Genomic DNA, 17570 nt, shown 5'->3' with positions numbered 1-17570 from the left:
TTAATATCCTGTTGTGCCGCCTCTATTTTACAGGGGTGATATATTCGCCGTATCCAATGGCCTCTTCTTTATACATGCCATCCTCCGCGACCACTTTCCCACGGATAATAGTGCATGTAGGCGCCCCTTTTCCTTCCAAACCGTCAAAGCAGGACACATGTCCTTTCGTCAGAAGCTTTGTCTGATCACATTTCCATTCTTTCTCTGGATCTACGATCACGATATCTCCGTCAAAGCCAAGTTCAAACGCCCCCTTACGTCCATACAGGCCGAAGATCTTCGCCGGATTGTAATCCATTACCTTCGCGATCAGGCTTGGGCTTAATCCCTTCTTGTGAACTACCATGTCAAACATCATCGGCAGGAAGAACTGGATAGAATTTAACCCGCCCCACGCATGCCAGATATCCTTCGTCGCGTTGTCTTTCTCTTCATCTGCCGCCGGTGAATGGTCGCTTCCAACGCAGGAAAGCGTTCCGTCCAGCACATAATCCCAGAGCTTCTCCATGGCTTCTTTGTCACGCATCGGAGGCGTACATTTGGCCGGAGCCCCTTTTTCAAATACAAAATCTTCTGTAAATCCAAGATAGTGCGGGCAGGTCTCCGCCGTGATCGGAAGGCCCTCATGAATCGCGTCTTTGACTACCTGGGCAACCATCGGATGGCTGACATGGCAGATGTGTACACGGCCGCCGGTGGCTCTTGCCATATCGATCACATTCTTTGTCGCCACATATTCCGTCCATACATCATGGGAATCCAAGAAGTCACGGATTTTCTCCTCATTGCTTCTTCCTTCTTTTGCTTTTGCTTCTTTCTCTCTCTCAAGCACCTGGCCGTATTCCTCGCAGTGGAATCCGCACAGAGCGTTGTAAGGCTTTAAAATCTCCAGAGCCTTGCGGACATTTCCAAGGTTGACGGTTGGAAACAGATCTCCGTTTGGACAGGTAAAGCCTTTAAACGCGGCCACGCCGCAGTTATGAAGATCTACCAGATCCTTCATATTATTTTTCACGGAATCCGGCTGGTCGTCATAGTCGCCTACCAAGCCGCCCCACAGCGCGTAATCTACCGCGGAATGTTTGCTGATCTTGCCCATCTTCAGATCAAAAATCTCTTTGTTCATCAAAGATGGATCATTATTCAGCGGCATATCGATCAGGCAGGTACATCCTGCCGCCACCGCCGCGCGGGAACCAGTCTCGAAATCCTCCCGGTACTCAAAGCCAGGCTCGTTCAGATGGGCATGGCAGTCCACGATTCCCGGAAATACATAATTTCCCTTCGCGTCGATGGTCTCTTTTGCTTCCAGCTCAGTTCCCGGCGCCGCAAAAGCCGCATATTTGCCATCGGTAATAGCAATATCCGCCTCATAAATACGGTCGGGAGTTACAAGCTTTCCATTTCGAATCACCAAATCATACATAGCTTCCTTCATTCCTCCTTTACTGCGGATTCCCTTTTTTCTTAGGATTCCGCCCTCTGGTCAACCTGTTTTTAAAGTTGCTTTTATTCTACTCTATAGAAGAGCAAAATACAATACCTGTGACTCTAAAATACAACTCTTACTTTTTAGTAGTTTTTCACAGTTTTTTCTCTCACATTCCGATTTTATCGTATGTATCCAGCATCTTTTACAACAAAAAACTGCTCATTTTGTTTAAAATTAGATATGCTTTTTCCTGAAATTTAAAAACCAGTTTTCCGCAATTTCAGATTTGCGCGGACCTTGTATTTTTGATATCATGATTAAAATGTAAATTCCACAAAAAGGAGATAGAGTCTATGGGCCGTCCAATTACTTTTCTGTCTGACTACTGTTTACATATTTTGCGAAACGCTTCCCTTGGAGCGGTGCATTCTGTATACCGCAAAACTGTCAACCTGTCTGTCGGCGGGTCTCTTCTGGCGCTGCAGGCAAAGAACTCTCCTATATCTCCCATTAGTTTGATCACCGATCTGCCCCTGGGTATCTCAGACGTTATCTCCTGCCGCCCTGGGCAAAAGGTTTTTATTTCTCCAAATACTCTGACACTGATGTCGGATCAGCCGTCTGGAGAAGACACCGTTTCCTTTGATTTCGGCCAGAGCCGTCATGAGGATCTGCGCCTCTCTCAAAGTCTCTCCGGCCCCCAAGTTTCCCTTTTGTCCCAGAACATCCGGGCCGCCATCCATCTTTCGGCTTCCGGCGGATTTCAGCCCTTATTCCAAACTTTTCAGGAATCGGGTCATCTCTTTTCCCGCCAAGAAGATCCTGTACTCCAGCTTGCCGCGCGCAGGCTTAAAGCAGCCTCTGCTTATATCCTAAGCTCTGCCTGGCTGGATGCCGCTCTTGAACTGCGCGGTCTGATCGGTCTTGGCATTGGCCTGACCCCAAGCGGAGATGATTTCCTCTGCGGCTTCTTGGCCGGACTGATCCTGAGCGGCCTAAAAGATCACCCTCTGGCTCATGCTCTTCGGGAAGAAATCTATTTTCATTTGAAAGATACCAACGATATCAGCGCCGCTTTCTTGGCCTGCGCCTTAGAAGGCCAATTCTCTCTGCCTGTCAAAGAGCTGGCCGGCCTTCCTTCTCCTGGTCACATTCTAGAAACTTTTGGCAGCATCGGCCACTCCTCTGGTTTCGATACATTATGCGGGATATTTAACGCATTTTACACAAAGGGACTCATCCGGACGGTCTCTCCCTCATCCCCCGAATAAGTCCCCTCTCATACAACCGTTTTATCTGCTCTGCTCCGCCTCCAGATAATTCTGGAGCACCTCATGAATATCGCCTACCAGGCCATAATCCGCAATATTGAAGATCGGCGCGTTCTCATCAATATTTACCGCGATCATCAATTTTGTATCCTTAATCCCCTCCGTATGCTGGATCGCTCCAGAGGCGCCCAGGGAGATGCACACCCTAGGCCTAATGGTAAACCCAGTCTGACCGATCTGATGGTCAAAAGGAATCAGACCAGAATCCGCCAGCGGTCTTGTGCCTCCGATGGCAGCTCCCAGTTTCTGGGCAAATTTCTCCATCAGTTCAAAATTCCCGTCTTCCAGAACACCTCTTCCTCCGGCGATCACGATCTCCGCCGACATGATACTGTCTGCGTTTGTGCCTGATTCTGTGATCTCAACAACCTCCAGTCCGGATTCTCCCAAATGGATATCTGATAGCTCCACGACCTTTGCCTCTCTATCCGACTGGGGCTGTGCCGGCTGATAAACGCCTGGACGCACCGTCATCATCTGCGGATAAACACCCTCTTTTGTCACGATCGTAACAAAAATATTGTCTCCGTATGAAGGCTTGTTCTGCCTTACGAAATAGGTCCCATCTTCTCTTGTCCCCACCAGAAGCTCTGTGCAGTCCGCGGTCAGTCCACATTCCAGTTTGGCCGCCACACGGGAAAAAATAGAGCGTCCCACCGGCGTTGCCGGTATCAGCACGCTGGCCGGCTGAATCTGACGCAGCGCTTCCGCAACCGCCTGACTTACGGCATCATCCTGCATAAGACAGTTTCTTCCAGTCTTCAAAACATAGATCTCATCTACGCCAAGCGCCTGGATCTCTTCCGTCAGGCCTCCTTCATCCTCAGTCACAAGAAGGGCCTGGATCTTTTCTCCTGTCGTCTCTTTTATCTTCTCCGCCGCCGAAACCAATTCGGCAAAGACCGGTTCAAGCTTGCCGTTCCAGGTTTCTGCGTAAATACAAATTCCATTTGCCATTATTCCTTTTCCCCTTCTTCTATCAATTCTTTCAATTTCTCCGCAAGCTCTTTTCCGCTTCCTTTGATCATGACCGCTTTCCTTGCCGCTTCCGGCTCAAAAGAATCAATGACTATCGTAGGCGAACCTTTCAGTCCTGTCTTGGCAGTATCCATCTGAAGATCCTCATTTGTATAGATGGTCATTGGCTTTTTCTTTGCCGCCCGCATAGTTCGAAGAGTCGCCAGCCGGGGCGTATTACAGCCAAACCCTACCGTCACCAAAGCCGGAAGGCTGCTCTTGATCTTTAAAAGCTTATCATGGTATTTCTTAACGGCCATGATCTTTTCTTCTTCTGCCGGGTCGTACTCTACCCCCTGAATCTCTGTTATATGGGGGATGGACAGATACTCAGCGACCATCGCCCCGATCTGCCCGGTCGCTCCATCCGCGGAAAGCGCCCCGCACATAACAAGATCAAAGTCTCCAAACTTTTTGATCCCTTCTGCCAGCACTTTCGCTGTGGCGATCGTATCTGCTCCCCCAAAGCACCGATCTGTGATCAGACATGCTTCGTCACAGCCCATTGCCATAGCCTCCCGCAGAGATTTCTCTGCTTCCTGAGGCGCCATAGTAAATACAACAACCTGTCCGTCCGTCTGTTCCTTTAACTCCAGAGCCGCTTCCACCGCGTTTAAGTCGGAGGGGTTGATCATCCCCTCCGAACTTGCGCGGACAAGTGTATGGGTTTCTGGATCCACAGAAACATCGTTTGATACAGGAACCTGTTTGATCAAAACAGCTATTTTCATCGTGATCCTCCATTTCTGCTGATCAGCCCTCTTGGCCGACCGTCTTATTTCTCAAGAAGTCTCTCAAATGCCCAGTCTTCCAGCAGCGGCGTAGACTCTCCTCTCATGATCAGCTTCGCTAAGTCTCTGCTGGCCGCAGGCGCTTCGATCACACCATTTCCACCGTATCCGGTCGCAAGCATATAGCCTTCTACCGGAGTCTTTCCAAGGATCGGCAGGAAATCTTTTGGCTCCGCCCTGTATGACAGCCAGGATGAAACCAGTCCGCTGTCTACGATTCCAGGAACCTTAGCCTCTAACTGATCCAGCAGGAAATCAATAAAGTAATCGTCTGTTCCGCCAGTTGCCGGCAATTTGTCTGGATCCCACTGACCTGCGTGCATTGGATTGTTCAGATCCATAGAAAGGTGGGATTTGCAGATAAAAATATTGTCTCCCGCTCTTAATCCGTAGAACTCAGGATACTTCAGTACCGGGAACGTATAGTCTAACTTCTTTCCCGGAGGGCAGAGGAAGAATGCTTCCGCCTTGGTATGCCAGATCGGCACATCCAGCCCTACCATCTCGCCGGTAAAGCGGCTCCAAGGTCCTGTACAGTCTACCACAACGTCAAAGGCATATTCTTCACCATCTGCCGTCTTCAATCCTGTCACTTTATCTCCATCTCTCAGGATTTCTGTTACTTTCACGCCGGTTTTGATCACGCCGCCGTTTTTCTGCATCTTCTTGGCAAATGTATTAGAGATCATAGTTCCGTCAAAGTAGCCGTCATCCTGAGTATATCCAGCTCCCAGGATGTTCTCTGTGGAGATATCCGGCAGGATTTCTTTAATACGATCCTTGTCTGTAATATATTCTCCTGTATATCCTGCCGCTTTTGTCAGCGCGATCCCAGTCTTGATCGTTTCTTCCACCTTTTCATTTGTAGCGACTACCAGCGTTCCTGTTTTGTCGAATCCTGCGCTTCCTGGTTCTTCTGCTTCCATCTTCAGATAGGTTTCAAATCCATAGAGTCTTACATCCCAGTACCGGTTTTTCAGCGAATCATCAAACAGACACACAGTACCCGCGGACTTTGCGGTGGAAGCTCCGCCGATCGTATCTTTCTCAAATACGATTACTTCCGCCTCATCATACAGACTCAGATGATATCCAAGTGCCGCTCCTGAAATTCCGCCTCCAATAATACCAATTTTTTTCTTTGCCATCTTTCCTTCTCCTTTCACTGATGATACATTCCTATTTCCATGGCGCTCCGTTTTATGCCGCCATAAAAAACCCCAATTATTTCATCTTGTCTATATTCTGGACTGCTTTCAGCAGTACATTGCAGCCCATCTCGATATCCTCCGTCCGTGTCAGCTCATATCGGGAATGGCTGATACCATTCACGCTCGGCACAAAGATCATCCCCGTAGGGAATACGGAACTCATGATCAGGGAATCATGAAACGCGCCGCTTGGCAGATCCATATGCGGATATCCCAATTCCTGTACCGCTTTCTCAATATTTTCCTTAACCCAGCCCGTCATAGGAGCCGGCGCGTGATAGGAAGTCTGCTCAAACGTATATTCTTCTCCAGACTCTTTACAGATTTCTTCCAAACACTTTCTTAGCTTTGTCTCGATCGTCCGGATCACCTCTTCTTTTTGATCGCGGATCTCCAGGCTGAAACTGCAGGTGCCGGGAATCACATTAACAGAGTGCGGCGTTACTTTTATAGTTCCCACCGTCGCTACTGTAAATTCATTTCCCCATTCCTTCGTAATCTCGGGAACGCGGCTTATAAATGAGGCCGCCGCGACCAAAGCGTCTTTGCGGTCTGCCATAGCGGTGCTTCCCGCATGATTCGCCTCTCCTTTGACCGTAATATCGTAACGGCTTACTCCAGCGATCGATGTCACTACACCGATCGGGATTTCTCTTCTGTCCAATGCGGCGCCCTGTTCAATATGCAGTTCAATAAAACAGCGCACATCTTTGGGATTTCTTCTTGCTTTCCCGATCTCTTTGCACTTGATCCCGTAGCTTTTCATAACTTCGCTTCGCAGGTTGCCGTAGATATCTGTTTCTGATTCATACACATCCGGATCCTGCCCGCAGATCGCGCTGCTTCCTAAAAGCCCCTTCCCAAAACGGAAACCTTCTTCATCCGTAAAAACAATCACTTCCATGGGATGCTCTGACTTCTCTCCCGCTTCGATATAGGCTTCACAGACACCAAGCCCGGCCAGGCAGCCCAAGACCCCATCGTATTTTCCTCCGTCAGGTACGGTATCCAAGTGAGACCCCATCTGGATCGCCGGCAGATTCTCGTTTCGTCCTTCCATCCGCAGGATCAGATTACCTGCCTCATCCATACGGGTCTGCATCCCCAGATTTCTTGCGTAGCTTGTAAAGAGCTTTCTTGCTTTCACATCTTCATCAGAATATGCCATCCTTGTGTGGCTTCCGTCCTCTCTGACGCCGCAGGCATAGATTTCTTCAATCCGTGAAACAAGCTTTTCTACATCTACTTTCATCCCTAATTTTCCGCCCCTTTCACCACATTGTTATTTTTATAACGTTCTCTATGCCTATAATCTTATAGGAATTTTCTATTAAATACATTGTTCAACTTCTACAATCTGATTTTTTTTGTTGTTGCATTTAGCTAATGATATTACAAACACTGAATGGTATAGTATAGGATAGTGTGTTTTATAATAAAAGGGAGCGTTGCAAAATAGATGAGTAATCATCTATGGAGCAACGCTCCTTTTTCATATCCAAAAACAGAAAACGGACCCCGAAGAGTCCGTAATCCATGGTATAATTAGATATGCCTACTAACCAAAAATACCATAAAAATTATACCGAATTCGGCGAACCTTATCAACTGGTTTTGCCATTAAATTTGGAAGGTTTGGTTCCTGATGATGATTCTGTCCGACTGCTGAGCCACGAATTGGAGGGATTGGATTACAGCTTGCTGTATCAGGCTTACTCTGCCAAAGGCAGAAATCCGGCAGTGGATCCTAAGACCATGTTCAAGATCCTGACCTATGCGTATTCCCAGAACATTTATTCATCCAGAAAAATTGAAACCGCATGCAGACGAGATATCAACTTTATGTGGCTGCTCGCCGGGCAGAAAGCACCTGACCACAGCACGATCGCACGTTTCCGTACCGGATTCCTGGCGGATGCCTGTGAAGATCTCTTCTATCAAATGGTAAAGAGACTGAAAAATGCGGGCGAGCTGTCGAAGGAAACCGTTTTTATTGATGGGACAAAGCTGGAGGCATGCGCAAACAAATATACCTTTGTCTGGAAAAAATCCGTAGGGAAATGGGAAACAAAAATGTTCCAGAAAGTACAGGAAGCCGTAGCTCTTCTGAACCAGGAGTATCTACAGAGTTTTTCTGTAACGGAAGGAACAAGAACACAGGATCTTCAGAAGATCTGTCGGTTTCTGGAACAGAGTTGTAAAGAACAGCATACCGTTTTTGTCCATGGAAGAGGGAAACGGAAAAGCCGGAACCAGAAATATCTGGAACTGTTCCAACGTTTTCTGGAACGGCAGACCATCTACGACTGGCATACAGCCAGCTTCCGGGGACGGAATAATTATTGTAAGACGGATCCGGACGCCACATTCATGCATATGAAGGATGACCATATGCGGAATGCCCAGTTGAAGCCGGGATATAACGTACAGATCGCAGTGGACAGCGAATATATTGTCGCGACAGATATTTTTCAGGATCGGAATGATGTATGGACGCTGGTCCCTTTTTTAAAGAGAATGGAAGAAAAACTGGGATTCCGTTATCCAAGCGTGACGGCAGATTCAGGATATGAAAGTGAAGAAGGATACAGCTATCTGAGAGACCAGAAACAAAAGCCCTATATCAAACCGCAAACGTATGAGAAATGGAAAAAGAGGAGTTTTAAAAAGGATATCAGTAAACGTGAGAACATGGGTTATGATGAAAGGACAGATACCTATACGTGTCATGCCGGGAAGAAACTGCGGCCGATTTTCCTGAAAAAGCAGACAAGTAAAAGTGGCTATGAATCCGAAGTCACCGTCTACGAATGCGAAGATTGTACGGACTGTCCTTATAAAGAGAAATGTACAAAAGCAAAAGGGAACAAACGGCTGTATGTATCCAAAAGCTTTTTGGAGAAACGACAGGAATCCTATGAAAACATCCTGAGCGAAACCGGGCTCCTATACCGGATGAACCGTTCGATCCAGGTGGAGGGAGCATTTGGAGCCCTGAAAAACGACTATGAATTTCAAAGATTTTTACTCCGTGGAAAAACCAAAGTAAAACTGGAGATTCTTTTATTGAGTATGGGCTATAATCTCAACAAACTTCACGCTAAAATACAAAATGACCGAACCGGAAACCATCTGTTTCCAGTGAAGAAATCTGCTTAATCAAACAGAAACTAAGCAGCTTTATTAAAGTATGCTCAAAAACGGAAGTAATCCACAGAACAAAGTGGAATCACTTCCGTTTTCGAGACCGTTTCAAGTTTTGTGTAAACTAAAAAAACTGATATAAGATATGTTATTAGTTACTTTGGGCAGAGCCGATTTTTTGAGGTCCTGCCCCTGCTTGTATTATAATGCAGTTTCCAGACATGTCAAGCAGAGCTGGCTTGGCCAGCCCTGCTTGACCACAGAAACGGCTTATAATCCAGATAATCGTTCTTCAAAAAATATCTCCAGCTGCGAATGGATCTGTCCCCAATCCTGTCGGTGGCCTGTCCATTTTTTCGTGATATCCATCATGGCCAAATACAGCATTTTTAAAAGGCTCTCATCGGAAGGAAACACTGTCTTGGATTTTGTGACTTTCCGGAGCTGGCGATTAAATCCCTCAATTGCATTGGTAGTATAGATCAGACAGCGGACCGCTTCCGGGTACTTAAAATAAGTCGAAAGATTCACCCAGTTATCTTTCCAGGATTTCGCTATTTTCGGGTATTTTCCGCTCCATTTGTCATCAAAGCTGTCCAGCTCTGCTAATGCGATTTCTTCTGTTGGAGCCGCATATACACGTTTCAGATCAGCCATCAGGGGCTTGAGTTCCTTATAGGAAACGAACTTCGTTGTATTCCGAATCTGATGAATGATGCATTGCTGGATTTCTGTCTGGGGAAATACCGCCTCAATTGCCTGAGGAAATCCTGTCAGCCCATCCACACATGCAATCAGGATATCTTCTACCCCGCGGTTCCTTAGCCCGTTCAAAATGGAAAGCCAGAATTTCGCGCTTTCGTTTTGGCCCACATACATGCCAAGCACGTCTTTATGTCCTTCCATGTCAATCCCAATGGCGATATAAACCGCACGTTTTACAATCCGGCCTTCATTGCGCACATGGTAATGGATGGCGTCCATGAAAACCACGGCATAAATCTCTTCCAATGGCCTTTCCTGCCATTCTTTCACAATGGGAAGGATCTTATCAGTGATTCGGCTGATGGTGCTGTCAGAGATTTCGATGTCGTATAGTTCACGCATATGGCTTTCAATATCATTCGTGGTCATTCCTTTGGCATACATAGAGATGATCTTTTCCTCCATGTCCTGAGTGACAGTATTCTGGTATTTCTTGACAATCTGCGGTTCAAACTCGCCTTTCCTGTCCCTGGGGATGTCGATTTCCATGTCTCCATAGCTGGTATGCATTGTTTTCTGAGAATGTCCATTTCTGGAATTATCCGTTTCCTTGTTACGATAATCATACTTAGAATAACCTAAGTCCTCGTCCATCTCCTGGTCCAGAACACCTTCCAGAATGATGGACATCATGTCCCGCATGATAGAGTTAACATCTGTCCCATCTTTGACTTTAACATTGTTTTCTTTCATGTAGTTGCCCATCATTTCTCGAAGGGCTGCTTTTTGTGGGGTATCCTTTTTCCTTGCCATAAAATAAACCTCCAAACTGGTAAGTCTATCTTACATCAGTTTGAAGGTTTACACAAACTTTGGGATACTCCCCCGTTTTCCTTTAAATGGAGCGAGGGTATCGCTCCATCACCTAATTTGATGATTTTGCGACACCCCCTTTTATTATCCAGATAACCTTTGATATTGTCATCTTATGCTGTTTCTGCTAATTTCGCTTTTATCTTCTCTACATCACTTTCTACTCGAATCAGTCTCAATGAAAGCAGTTCTTTTTCACTTTCCATTGCTAATACTTTGTCCAGCTTACGGTTCAATTCCACATGATTCTCCGCAACAAGCGCAATACTTCTGTCGGTATCATTTTCAAGTTTTAATTCTATTCCATGGACCGTTCCTTTGACCTCTTTCATCTCTGTCCGCAAACCTCGGACGTCCGCCTTTACCTCTTTCATCTCTGTCTGCAAGCCTCGGACGTCCGTCCGCAGCTCTTCCATGTCCGACCGGACTTCCTTCATCTCTGTCTGCAAACCTCGGACGTCCGTCCGCAGCTCTTCCATGTCCGACCGGACTTCCTTCATCTCTGTCTGCAAACCTCGGACGTCCGTCCGCAGCTCTTCCATGTCCGACCGGACTTCCTTCATCTCTGTCTGCAAGCCTCGGACGTCTGTCCGGACCTCCTTCATCTCTGTCCGCAAACCTTGGACGTCCGTCCGCAGTTCCTCTATGTCCGCCTTTACCTCTTTCATCTCTGTCTGCAAGCCTTGGACGTCCGTCCGCAGTTCCTCTATGTCCGCCCGGACTTCCTTCATCTCTGTCTGCAAACCTCGGACGTCCGTCCGCAGCTCTTCCATGTCCGCCCGGACCTCCTTCATCTCTGTCTGCAAGCCTTGGACATCCGTCCGCAGTTCCTCTATGTCCGCCCGGACTTCCTTCATCTCTGTCTGCAAGCCTCGGACGTCCGTCCGCAGCTCTTCCATGTCCGCCCGGACTTCCTTCATCTCTGTCTGCAAGCCTTCCATGTTGCCGCAAATCATCTTCAATTCGTTTATAATCATCTTTGTATCTTCTGTCATATCTTACTCTCCTTAATACTGTCAGAAAAAGAGCTTCGATACCCCTATCGAATGTCATCTTCCAGATGATTATAACATCTGCGTGTCTGCCTTTCAATTGTCAGAAGTGACAAAATCATCACTTTTCTTTTTCTGTCTCTGACAAGATAAGACCAACTTGAAGTTCAAAACAGTATTCCGGATCGCTCAATTCTTTTCCCAATATACTTTCACATTTCTTGATCCGATAACGAACAGTATTGCGGTGAAGATAAAGCCTGTTAGATGTCTCTGCGATACTGCATTGACATTCCAGGAACACTTTCAGCGTGTTCCTTAATTCTTCTAATGTCTGATCCTCCGGGAAAGCTAATTCTCCCAGAAGTTGTTCACATACGCTTCTGCTCTGGTTTTTAGAAATCCCCCGGAGCAGATCCAGCGCGCTTTTCGACCGATATTCCAGCACGTGGCCCGTAAATTCTTTCTCGTTTAACCCGTCCAGGTTTTCCTTAACTTCTCGATAAGACAAGGGCGCGGACGCAATGTCATAGATCTTGTCTCCCATGGAAAATACGATTTTTTCCTGCATTGCCTCTTCTGCACTCTGCGCCAGATGTTCAAGCTTTTTTTCAATCCCTTCACAAGACCCTTGAAGCAGGAGTATATACTGCCAATGATCGATATCACCAAGAAATACGATGCTGTCCCCATATTTTTCCAGCACTTTCTTTTTGAAATATTCATATCCCAAGATATACTTTTCTTCCCGCTGCATAAACTGTACCGCATTAAAGCGATAGGCTTCAAAATGAATATATTTACCGATAATGATCGTATAGCAGGCACTGTTCTTTAAACCATATCTTTTCCCCTCTGTCATGATCTGGTTGGAAGGCAGATCCTCTCCCTCCGCATTGATCATCCGCTTCAGGAAATTATCTCTAAGCTGTATCTCATTATAAGCGCTGAATAGATTTTTATAGAAGATAATCTCTAAAAGCAGTACGATCTCCTCCAACACAAATGTAGATACCGGCATTTGTTTCTCATCATCAAATACCAAAAGGAAATGAGTACTCCCACTGATGGATTTAATCGGATAGACGATAATCTGACGCCCTTCTTCATTTTTCACGATGCTTCCCTGAACGCTCCGCTCTTCCTGATTCAGTTCCTGCACGATCTTGACCGCCGTCTTTTCCTCTTCTTTGGTAGTACCGCCTCTCCCGCAGATTTCTCCAAACATATCCGCGATCAGGACATGCTTGCCAATACTGCTGTTGATACTGCCCAGCATCCGTTTCAAAGTCGCCCCGTTGATCACTAGATTATAAAGTTTCCGCTTGATATTCAAAGCCTCCAAAAGGCCCTTGTTCTGATTATTCCACAGCAAAGATAATAAGCGATGATAAATCTTTCCCAACGTCTCATCCCTGGGAATCATAATAATCGGGAATCCTAACTGATCCGCCTTTTCAATCACTTTCTCATCAAGCCGATCGATAAAACGCCCCATCTTAATGGCAAGCCCCGCGCAGGGAAGCGCATTCAGTCTGACAATCAAGTCACAGAGCAATTGCTGATTATCTTTATAGATCATCGCTGTTGTTAGGATCAAGCAATTCGCATCCACATAAGAAAAAACATCCGGAGTCTCTGTAGATTCTATAGTAGACACCGTCCGATCAAGATCTGCTTTTTCGTTCAGCACTGTCAGCCCGCTGACTCCGTCATTTTCCAGCAGTTCTTTTAATGTCATCTATATATTCCCCCTAATGTATTTCGTACGCTCAGATATCTCGAGCATTTTAGCAATTCAGCGCCGGCATAGACCGGCGCTGTCTGAGTCCTCATGTATGGTTTTATTGTACTTGATGGTCTTTTTTCTGTCAAGTAATCGAAAACAGTCTTATTCCAATCGCAGAGTTTTATCCTTTCACATTTACATTTTCAATACAGCGGCGACCGCCCGCTTCCATCCCGCGTATTTGTGATCCCGCTCTTCCTTCGCCATCTTAGGCTCATATTTCGTCCGCTTCAGCTTCTCAAAGATATGCTCATCCCATACTCCGAGAGCTATCCCGGCCGCATACGCCGGACCGATCCCTGATAATTCCTCGGAATCCGGCACCTGTACCGCCGCCTCCGCGATGTCGCTCTGGAACTGCATCAGATACCCGTTCCTCGTTGGGCCTCCGTCTACCCGCAGCTCTCCTACCGTTACTCCCGCGTCCTCGCTCATGGCCTTCACGATATCCGTGATCTGATAAGCGATGCATTCTACTCCCGCTCGTACCACTTCCGCTTTCCCCGTGGTACGGGTCATGCCTACAATGGCCGCCGCGGCGTGGCTGTCCCAGTACGGCGCTCCCAGGCCCGAGAAGGCTGGGATCAGATACAGCTGGTCATCCTGTACCGCTTCCCTTGCCAGCCCTTCCGTCTCTCCCGGGGACTGGATCAGCTTTAAGTCATCTTTCAGCCAGGTGATCACCGCTCCTGTATAGTTCAGGTTCCCTTCCAGCACGTAGTTCACCTTTCCCCCCATGCTCCAGGCAAGAGAGGTCACTACGCCGTGGGTGCTCAACACCGGCTTCTCCCCTATGTTCATCATGATCGAGGATCCTGTCCCATAGGTGGACTTGATCATCCCAGGCCGGAGGCACCCCTGCCCAAACAGGGACCCGTGGGAATCTCCCAGTACCCCGTGGATCGGGATCTTATTGGGCAGAAAGCCCTCAAAGTCTGTCCGGCCAAACTCCGAATCCGAGTCGCAGACCTCTGCCATGTTGGCCGGATCGATTCCAAATAAGCCGCAGATCTCTTCATCCCACTTCAGGTCAAAGATATTAAAAAGCTGGGTTCTTGAGGCATTGGAGTAATCCTTCTTATATTCTTTCCCGCCGGTCAGCTTATAGATCAGCCAACTGTCGATGGTTCCATGACAGATCTGCCCTTTGTCGGATTTCTCCTTCGCGCCTTCTACATTTTCCAAGATCCAGGCGATCTTGGAAGCCGGGAAATAGGGCGACAGGTTCATCCCTGTCTTCTGGCGGATCAGCTCCGCCTTCCCCTGGCTTTCCACCCGCTCGCAGATATCTGCCGCGCGGGCGCACTGCCATACGATCGCCTGACCGATCGGCTCCCCAGTCTCCTTATCCCAGGCAAGGGAGGTCTCCCGCTGGTTGCTGATGCCAAGTCCGGCGATCTTGTCTTTCTCAATCCCGGACTCTTCCACCAGACGGCGGACCACCTCGATGGTATTATGATAGATCTCGGCCGGGTCATGGGAGACCCAGCCTTTCTCATTGACGATCTGCTCATGGGACTTATCGGTCCGCCGGATCAGGCTCCCGCTCTCATCGAAGAGAAGCGCCTTGGTCCCTTGTGTGCTCTGATCGATACTGATGATATATTGCTCTGACATTTAGATCAGCTCCTCCGCTTTCTTCGCGATTCCTTCCCCGGTCAGCCCATAGTAGGCGAACACTTCCTTTGAGGTCCCTGTGATCACCGGCGCGTCCGGCAGAGCCAGGTTTATAACTTTCCTCGGACAGTTGACTCCTACCGTCTGGCTCACCATTGACCCTAAACCTCCATAGGGCGCGTGCTCTTCCACCGTGATCACCGCTTTGGCGTTCTGGGCCGCTTTTATCACAGCCGCCTCGTCCAATGGTTTCACGCAGTACATATCCAGGACCGCGGCGCTGATCCCTTTCTCCTTCAGGATCTCGGCCGCTTCCACACAGGGCTTTACCATTTCTCCGCAGGCGATCAGCGCCACATCCGTTCCTTCCTGGATCACCGTCGCCTTATCCATCTCGAACGGCACCTTCCCTTCCTCATATACATCGTCCACCGCGTTCCGGCCCACCCGGATATACGCCGGCTTCTCATCCTTTAACAGTTCCCGCATGAGCTTCTCGGTCTGGAACCGGTCGCTGGGCAGATATACCCGCATGTTCGGCACCGCCGCCATCGCCGCGATATCCTGGGCCGAATGATGGCTCATCCCTAACGCTCCGTAGCTGACTCCTCCGCTGATCCCGATCAGCTTTACGTTCGTATTGGAGTATGCCACGTCCACCTTGCACTGCTCATAGCTCCTGGTAGACAAAAAGCAGGCCGGGGACGCCGCGTATGGCTTCTTCCCGCATTTTGCGAGTCCCGCCGATATGCTCACCAGGTTCTGTTCCGTGATCCCTGTCTCCACAAACTGCTGGGGCAGCTCATTGGCAAACGCCGTAAAAGACGCGCTCCCCCTCGAATCGCTGCACAGCGCGATGATATCCTTATCCTTCTTTCCTTCCTCGATCAGTACGTCACAGATCACCTGTTTGTTCGCGATCTTAGCCATGAAGCAGCGCCTCCTTCCTCTCTGCCAGATCTTTCCGGATCTGGGCCAGTTCCTCCTCATTCGGAACTTTATGATGCCAGTTGGCCTTGTTCTCCATCACGGAAGAACCTTTCCCTTTTACCGTGTTGGCGATCAATACCGTCGGTTTCCCTTTCACCGTCTTCGCTTCCTCAAAGGCGGCCCGGAGCTGGTCGATATCGTTCCCGTCGGCCACATCGATCACATGCCATCCAAAGGCGCGGAACCGTTCATGCAGATCGTCATGCCCCATCACATCTTCGGTATTCCCAGAGATCTGGAGCCGATTGCGGTCTACCACCGCGCACAGGTTGTCCAGCCCATACTGGTGGGCCGCCATAGCGCCTTCCCAGACGGAACCTTCCGCCAGTTCCCCGTCTCCCATCACGGTGTAGACCCGGTAATCCCTGCCGTCCATCTTTCCCGCCAGAGCCATTCCCACACTGACTGGGAGCCCATGGCCCAGGGAACCGGAATTCATCTCGATGCCCGGCAGCTTATTATTGGGATGTCCGATGAACATAGACCCAAACTTGCTGAAGGTGGCGATGACTTCTTTGATATCAAAGAATCCTTTCCTCGCCAGCACCGCGTAATACGCTTCAACGGAATGTCCCTTGCTCATGATGAATTTATCCCGGTCTGGATCATCCTGGTTCTCCGGGGAGATATTCATCTGCTCAAAATAGATCTCTGTCAGGATCTCCATGACGCTCATATCGCCGCCGATATGTCCGGCTTTGCCTTCTACGATCATATCGATCACGTTTTCTCTTAATTCATAAGCTAACGCTTTCAGATTTTCCATACGCATGTTCCTCCTATATTTTTGATTCTAAGGGCCGATAGAAATTCTTCAATGCGTTTTTTTTAGGTTTTTTTGCTTTTATTTTTGGATTGCACAAAACCGTCATACATTTCTGCGCTTATTAAGCTCCACTAAAAAAGCACATGAGCCAGACTTTTTGCTCATGCGCTTTTTTTGTTTTTGACATTATAGGCACTCTAGTTTTCTGCGGCTGTTTCTTTTTCTCTGCACAGAATACCATAAACCACCGCCGCGATCGCGGCTCCCGCAAGCGGTCCCACGATGAAGACCCACACCTGCGCCAGGGCGGTTCCGTTCCCGACCAAAAGAGCTGGTCCAAAGCTTCTTGCCGGATTCACAGAAGTTCCGGTAAGCGGAATCCCTAAGATATGAACGAATGTCAGTGTAAGGCCGATCACCAGGCCAGCCACCGTTCCTGTTTTCGCCTTTGCGGTCACTCCAAGAATGGTGAATACAAACACAAATGTCAGGATGATCTCAACCAGCAGAGCCCCCGTCATGTCCAGCCCCACATAGGAGACCTCTCCATAACCATTCTGGCCAAGACCTACCTCGGCAACCGGTCCCAGGTTCGTGCAGGCGAGCACGCCGTACAAGATTCCCGCTCCCGCGATACCGCCCAAAAACTGAGCGATCACATATCCCGCAAAATCCTTCGCTGACATTCCTTTATTTAAAAATACTCCCAAAGACACTGCCGGATTGATATGACAGCCAGACACATCCCCGATCACATAGGCCATCGCTACGATAGAAAGCCCAAACGCCATAGCGATCCCAAAAATCCCAAGCGCTCCGTCGATCCCCCCGGAGATTGCCGCCGATCCGCAGCCGAATAATGTCAATACCAGTGTTCCGATAAATTCCGCAACATATTTTTTCATCTTTTAT

Annotated in this window: 14 protein-coding genes; 2 read left to right on the top strand and 12 right to left on the bottom strand. The window is 48.3% G+C overall.

Annotated elements, in window-relative coordinates; genetic code table 11:
• Window positions 1–22 precede the first annotated feature (22 nt).
• Entirely contained in the window at window positions 23–1426 is a 1404-nt protein-coding gene (allB, locus tag FND36_01760) for an allantoinase AllB (GenBank protein QDW75509.1), read from the bottom strand.
• A gap of 359 nt (window positions 1427–1785) precedes the next feature.
• Here allB and FND36_01755 point away from each other — a divergent pair, with 359 nt between their 5' ends.
• Window positions 1786–2703, top strand: a complete 918-nt coding sequence (locus tag FND36_01755; GenBank protein ID QDW72873.1) for a DUF2877 domain-containing protein — start codon at window positions 1786–1788, stop codon at window positions 2701–2703.
• A gap of 21 nt (window positions 2704–2724) precedes the next feature.
• On the opposite strand, the gene FND36_01750 is transcribed toward FND36_01755, so the two are convergent.
• From FND36_01750 to FND36_01735, 4 genes are all read right to left on the bottom strand, one after another.
• Window positions 2725–3720 carry an electron transfer flavoprotein subunit alpha/FixB family protein gene (locus FND36_01750; protein ID QDW72872.1) on the bottom strand — a complete coding sequence of 332 codons (996 nt, stop codon included), beginning with the start codon at window positions 3718–3720 and terminating at the stop codon, window positions 2725–2727.
• Window positions 3720–4511 (bottom strand): electron transfer flavoprotein subunit beta/FixA family protein, encoded by a 792-nt coding sequence (locus tag FND36_01745; protein ID QDW72871.1) that lies wholly within the window; start codon window positions 4509–4511, stop codon window positions 3720–3722. Before FND36_01745 ends, FND36_01750 begins: the two co-directional genes overlap by 1 nt.
• Window positions 4512–4555: 44 nt before the next feature.
• Window positions 4556–5719 (bottom strand): FAD-binding oxidoreductase, encoded by a 1164-nt coding sequence (locus tag FND36_01740; protein QDW72870.1) that lies wholly within the window; start codon window positions 5717–5719, stop codon window positions 4556–4558.
• 76 nt (window positions 5720–5795) lie between these two features.
• Entirely contained in the window at window positions 5796–7034 is a 1239-nt protein-coding gene (locus FND36_01735) for a Zn-dependent hydrolase (protein QDW72869.1), read from the bottom strand.
• Between the two features lie 299 nt (window positions 7035–7333).
• On the opposite strand from FND36_01735, the gene FND36_01730 reads away from it, so the two are divergent.
• Window positions 7334–8941: an IS1182 family transposase gene (locus tag FND36_01730; protein ID QDW72868.1), complete on the top strand. Its 1608-nt coding sequence runs from the start codon at window positions 7334–7336 to the stop codon at window positions 8939–8941.
• Window positions 8942–9196: 255 nt separating this feature from the next.
• On the opposite strand, the gene FND36_01725 is transcribed toward FND36_01730, so the two are convergent.
• The 7 genes from FND36_01725 to FND36_01695 all read right to left on the bottom strand — a co-directional run bounded on the left by FND36_01725 (window position 9197) and on the right by FND36_01695 (window position 17563).
• On the bottom strand, window positions 9197–10444 hold the full coding sequence (locus FND36_01725) for an IS256 family transposase (protein ID QDW72867.1): 1248 nt from the start codon (window positions 10442–10444) through the stop codon (window positions 9197–9199).
• Between the two features lie 173 nt (window positions 10445–10617).
• Window positions 10618–11499 (bottom strand): AAA family ATPase, encoded by an 882-nt coding sequence (locus FND36_01720; protein QDW72866.1) that lies wholly within the window; start codon window positions 11497–11499, stop codon window positions 10618–10620.
• A 118-nt stretch (window positions 11500–11617) separates the two neighbouring features.
• On the bottom strand, window positions 11618–13237 hold the full coding sequence (locus FND36_01715) for a hypothetical protein (protein QDW72865.1): 1620 nt from the start codon (window positions 13235–13237) through the stop codon (window positions 11618–11620).
• 183 nt (window positions 13238–13420) lie between these two features.
• Window positions 13421–14902, bottom strand: coding sequence for a glycerol kinase GlpK (glpK, locus tag FND36_01710; GenBank protein ID QDW72864.1), 1482 nt, complete (start codon window positions 14900–14902; stop codon window positions 13421–13423).
• Window positions 14903–15832: a transketolase family protein gene (locus FND36_01705; protein QDW72863.1), complete on the bottom strand. Its 930-nt coding sequence runs from the start codon at window positions 15830–15832 to the stop codon at window positions 14903–14905.
• Entirely contained in the window at window positions 15825–16658 is an 834-nt protein-coding gene (locus FND36_01700; GenBank protein ID QDW72862.1) for a transketolase, read from the bottom strand. The genes FND36_01705 and FND36_01700 overlap by 8 nt, the downstream gene beginning before the upstream one ends.
• A 197-nt stretch (window positions 16659–16855) precedes the next feature.
• Complete coding sequence (locus FND36_01695; protein ID QDW72861.1) at window positions 16856–17563, bottom strand: MIP family channel protein; 708 nt, start codon at window positions 17561–17563, stop codon at window positions 16856–16858.
• Window positions 17564–17570: the final 7 nt, after the last annotated feature.

This window comes from Lachnospiraceae bacterium KGMB03038 (genome assembly GCA_007361935.1).
GTDB lineage: Bacteria > Bacillota > Clostridia > Lachnospirales > Lachnospiraceae > Massilistercora.
This window is presented reverse-complemented; position numbering and strand designations above follow the sequence as displayed.

Coding starts and splice junctions, on each gene's coding strand:
- FND36_01725 (QDW72867.1), bottom strand. CDS start 10,444: ATGGCAAGGAAAAAGGATACCCCACAAAAAGCAGCCCTTCGAGAAATG.
- FND36_01715 (QDW72865.1), bottom strand. CDS start 13,237: ATGACATTAAAAGAACTGCTGGAAAATGACGGAGTCAGCGGGCTGACA.
- FND36_01705 (QDW72863.1), bottom strand. CDS start 15,832: ATGGCTAAGATCGCGAACAAACAGGTGATCTGTGACGTACTGATCGAG.
- glpK (QDW72864.1), bottom strand. CDS start 14,902: ATGTCAGAGCAATATATCATCAGTATCGATCAGAGCACACAAGGGACC.
- FND36_01740 (QDW72870.1), bottom strand. CDS start 5,719: ATGGCAAAGAAAAAAATTGGTATTATTGGAGGCGGAATTTCAGGAGCG.
- FND36_01720 (QDW72866.1), bottom strand. CDS start 11,499: ATGACAGAAGATACAAAGATGATTATAAACGAATTGAAGATGATTTGC.
- FND36_01695 (QDW72861.1), bottom strand. CDS start 17,563: ATGAAAAAATATGTTGCGGAATTTATCGGAACACTGGTATTGACATTA.
- FND36_01750 (QDW72872.1), bottom strand. CDS start 3,720: ATGGCAAATGGAATTTGTATTTACGCAGAAACCTGGAACGGCAAGCTT.
- FND36_01755 (QDW72873.1), top strand. CDS start 1,786: ATGGGCCGTCCAATTACTTTTCTGTCTGACTACTGTTTACATATTTTG.
- FND36_01730 (QDW72868.1), top strand. CDS start 7,334: ATGCCTACTAACCAAAAATACCATAAAAATTATACCGAATTCGGCGAA.
- FND36_01745 (QDW72871.1), bottom strand. CDS start 4,511: ATGAAAATAGCTGTTTTGATCAAACAGGTTCCTGTATCAAACGATGTT.
- allB (QDW75509.1), bottom strand. CDS start 1,426: ATGTATGATTTGGTGATTCGAAATGGAAAGCTTGTAACTCCCGACCGT.
- FND36_01735 (QDW72869.1), bottom strand. CDS start 7,034: ATGAAAGTAGATGTAGAAAAGCTTGTTTCACGGATTGAAGAAATCTAT.
- FND36_01700 (QDW72862.1), bottom strand. CDS start 16,658: ATGGAAAATCTGAAAGCGTTAGCTTATGAATTAAGAGAAAACGTGATC.